Origin of the sequence: Sphingomonas sp. CCH15-F11, assembly GCF_001557005.1 — a bacterium.
In the GTDB taxonomy this organism is placed as follows: Bacteria; Pseudomonadota; Alphaproteobacteria; order Sphingomonadales; family Sphingomonadaceae; genus Sphingomonas.
The window spans coordinates 1-3940 of record NZ_LSKG01000088.1; the positions used below are offsets into that span (position 1 = coordinate 1).

Annotated in this window: 4 protein-coding genes; 2 read left to right on the forward strand and 2 right to left on the reverse strand. The window is 65.0% G+C overall.

Translation table 11 applies throughout. From position 1 onward, the window contains the following. The coding region (locus AX709_RS19155; RefSeq protein WP_269453981.1) for a DUF6118 family protein at positions 1-183 on the forward strand (183 nt) is incomplete at its 5' end. A 26-nt stretch (positions 184-209) separates the two neighbouring features. Here the strand turns inward: AX709_RS19155 and AX709_RS08305 are convergent. Further along, positions 210-1562, reverse strand: a complete 1353-nt coding sequence (locus AX709_RS08305; RefSeq protein WP_063976194.1) for a multicopper oxidase family protein — start codon at positions 1560-1562, stop codon at positions 210-212. Continuing rightward, a complete protein-coding gene (locus AX709_RS08310; protein WP_066548711.1) occupies positions 1559-3169 on the reverse strand; it encodes a TolC family protein in 1611 nt (536 codons plus the stop codon). The genes AX709_RS08305 and AX709_RS08310 overlap by 4 nt, the downstream gene beginning before the upstream one ends. A gap of 267 nt (positions 3170-3436) precedes the next feature. Here AX709_RS08310 and AX709_RS08315 point away from each other — a divergent pair, with 267 nt between their 5' ends. Next, positions 3437-3790, forward strand: coding sequence for a hypothetical protein (locus tag AX709_RS08315; RefSeq protein ID WP_066548713.1), 354 nt, complete (start codon positions 3437-3439; stop codon positions 3788-3790). The last annotated feature ends 150 nt before the right edge of the window (positions 3791-3940 follow it).

The following is a 3940-nucleotide window of genomic DNA, read 5'->3' on the forward strand; positions in this document are numbered from 1 at the left end:
CCGCGTTGGGAGGCGGGGCAGCGCTTGATGCAGAGCGCGAGCCCGACCGCGTTCCGCGCGATCGTCGCCGGCGACAGGATCGTGACGGCCAATCGCGAAACGATCGAGGGGTGCAGCAAGGCCGCGGTTCGAGCGCGCGAGACGGTGCGATGCACGATTAAGGTTGGCGGTAATCACCAGTAGGCGTGCAATTCCGGGCTTCGTAACCGCTACACTTGACGGCGCGGCGGAGAACCGAAGTCAGGGTCTGCGCTGACTCGTTTTGCGACCGTTCCCGCCGGATGGCGATACCAGCCGGGATCGGTAAAATCGCCCCGCGCGATATCGTCGCGCACCTTCACGACCGTGAACATGCCGCCCATTTCCATATTCCCGAACTGGCCCTTGCCGCCCATCATCGGCGTCGTGTTGACCGGACCTTGATGTCCGCCGTCGGTGTGTTCCTGGTGCTCCGCCATGCCGTAGCGCATCATCGGCAGGAAATTTGGCGACACCTTGCGAATCCGCGCCTCTACACCGGATTGATCAACGCCGGTCTGGTTGGGGATGCCGTGGCCCATCGCGTTCATGGTGTGGTGGGCCATATGGCAGTGGAAAGCCCAGTCGCCGGCGACCGCGGTAAACTCGATGTCGCGCATCTGCCCGACCGACACCAGTTCGGTGACCTCCCGCCGCCAGCGCTCGCGCGGCCAGCGCCCGCCATCGGAACCCGTCACCTCGAACTCGACGCCATGAAGGTGGATCGGATGGTTCCACATCGACAGGTTGCCGGCCCGGATGCGCACACGCTCGCCGGTGCGCGCGACGATCGGATCGATCGCCGGGAACATCTTGGAGTTGAAGGTCCACTGGTCGAACTCGACCATGATCGAGGGGTCCGGGCGCCAGGTTCCGGGTTTCAGCGCCCAATTGTGCAAAAGGAAGGCGTAATCGCGATCGACCGGCACGATCTCCCCGCCGCGCGGATGGATGATGAACAGGCCCATCATGCCATAGGCCATCTGGGTCATCTCGTCGGCGTGCGGATGATACATATGCGTGCCGTGCTGGCGCAGCGTGAACTCGTAGACATAGGTTTCGCCGGGCTGAATGTGCGGCTGGGTCATCCCGCCGACGCCATCCATGCCGGAGGGAAGGATCAGCCCATGCCAGTGGACGGACGTATGCTCGCCCAGCCGGTTGGTGACGAAAATCCTTACCCGGTCGCCTTCCACGGCCTCGATGGTCGGCCCGGGCGTGCCACCGTTGTAGCCCCAGCAGGTTGCCTTCGATCCGGGCGCGAATTCATGCTTTACCTCTTCGGCGACAAGGTGGAACTCCTTGACCCCGGCATTCAACCGCCACGGCAGCGTCCAGCCGTTGAGCGTGCGGACGGGCACGTAGCGCGGATCGCGCGGCACGGCGGGCGCCACGCCCACAGGCTCGGCCGCCGGCATGGGCATCGGGCCCATCGCCATGCCGCCATGCATGGAATGATCCTGTGCGGCGGCACGCGCGGTCAACGCTGACCCCAGTGCTGCGGCGGCACCCGTCTTGAGGATGTCACGACGATGGATGGTCATTGGCCGGCTCCATGATGTTGGTGTTCAGGCGTCGGAGCGGGCGGTGGCGAAGGAGGAGGGCTGGCGTCCGGCGTTGGCACATGATCGTGAACCATCCCAGGCATGGCCGGAGGCGGCGCGGGCGACCCAGACGGTGCCGGACCTGCCGGCGGCGGCGCTCCCCCGCCATGGTGGCCGCCATGCATCGAGTGATCCATCGCCGGGGCGGCAGGCGGCGTCAGTATCTCGGAAACGGTCGGCGTGTTCTGCCTGGCTTCCGCATCACTCGGCAGCCTGTTCCCCACCAAACGCATCAGATCGACGCGCGCGAGCCAGTAATCCCGAACCGCTTCGAGGAACCCTTGATAGGCTTCGTATTCCTGCGCCTTGGCCTGAAGCACCTCGAACTCGCCGATCAGCGCGAAATTCTGTTCGAGCTGGCTTTGACGGGTCACGATTTCACGCTGCGGCACCAAGGCCGTGCGATACAGGCCCACCACTTCGCTGAGCACGCGTACGCGTTCCGCGCCCAGCCCAACCGCATTCCCGGACGCGAGCGCAAGTTGCGCCAGGCGCGCGCGCGCGATCCGTAGACGCGCTTCGGTTCGTGCGACCCGAGCTCCGCCTTGGTTAAAGATCGGCAGCTCGATGTCGAGCGTCGGTCCCCGGATGACCGAGCGGTCGACCTCGCGCTCGCGGTCGTAACCGACCGTGGTGGCCCCAAGGAGGCGGAAGCTGCGCGTGATCCGCGCCGCCCCGGCGGCGACGACAGCGCCCTTCTGCGCGGCGAGCAATTCCAGGCTGCTCGACTGCGCGAGGCGTTGCAACTCGCTTACGTCATCCTCGTGGGCGAGGGGCAGCGGCAGCACGGTGTCGCTTTTCCAATCCGCCTCCGCTCCCCGCAATCCGATCGCATTGTTGAGTTCGAGACGCGCCATCTTGCCGGCGACGGCGGCGCGGGTCGCCTCGATACGCGCCTGGCTGGCGGCGGCCTTTTCGCGGTTGAGCTGCAATTCCGTGATGTTGCCCGCGTCGTAAAAGCGCTGGGCGAGGTCTGCCGAAACCTGCAAGCCATCCGCGACCGCCGCCCGCATCTCGGCAACCTGCTGCGCTCCGACATAGCGATACCACGCCGCCTCGACGTCGAGACTGACGCCCAGGATCGACGCCGCCACCTCGTACCGGGCGCGTTCGTAGTCGAGACGGGCGAGCCGCGCCTTGGCTGGCAAGGTCAACAAATCGACCAGAGGCTCGGCGACGCCGAACACGAATTGCGATCCCGGCCCGCCCGCGAGCGCCAGGCTCGACAGGCTGATGCGCGGATTGGCGACCTGGACGGCGTCGAGAACATCGGCCCGAGCCAGTCCGAGCTCGCCATAAATCTGCTGGAGGCGCGGACTCCTGAGCATGGCAGTCTTGACGGCCAAATCCGCCGTCATCGGTTGGGCGGCGACCGATTGCTGGGCCTGTGTCTCCTGTTCGCCCTGGTCGTTTTGCTCCCAGCCCAGCGACGGCGCGCCGCGATCCGCAAGCAACTTCTCGATCGCCACATGATCCCTGCCCGGATCGAAGGTCGTGCAACCCGCAAGCACGGTCGTCACGGCCAGGATGATGATGCGCGGGGGCATCGGCCTCAGCCGACTGTGCGAGGGATTCACCATGCATTCCGCTGATTGGAAGACGCCATTGAGTAGATTCCCCCCTCGTTCCGAGATGCTGCAACTACATTCGTTATACGCGGCTCAACCGTTACGCCCTCACGCGCCGCCGATCTTCAGCAATTTCCGATGCAGCAGTGCGTGATCGCCCAACTTGTAACCAAGCGGGCAAAATGCGCGGACTGCCAGCCAGCACATATGCTTTGGCAACAACGCTCAGATTGAAGGACCAAGCCCATGAATCGTTATCTCGCCGCCGCCTTTGCGGGGATCGCCGCTATCGTCGGCATGACCAACGCCCAGGCCGCCACCACAATGTCGGGCGCCGGACATTACGAATGGCGCATCGTCAATCAGCGACCGGGGCCGCGGGCACCGATTGTCGCGCCGCGGCGGGTATGGATATCGTCGACGCCTTCGGAGGTGCAAGCGGCGGCCGACCGTTCGGAGGTTGCGGGACATTTTGAGTGGCGCGTCACCGTTTCGCCGGGACCGCGCGGGACACCGGTCTCCCGCCAAGTCTGGGTGCCGACCCCAACCATGATGGCTCGGGCTGGCGGGGCGGCGATGACGGCTGAACAGGGTCTCTAAGGGGATTTACCCGACAGTTAAAACGTCTGGTAATGTCTTCAATCTCTCGTAAACGAACGATTGCCGGGGACGCTGGTGCAACACGCGTGAGCAGCCTGTAAACGCTCGCGCTAAATGGCGGCGTTCTGATCGCGCTATTTGTCAGTTGCC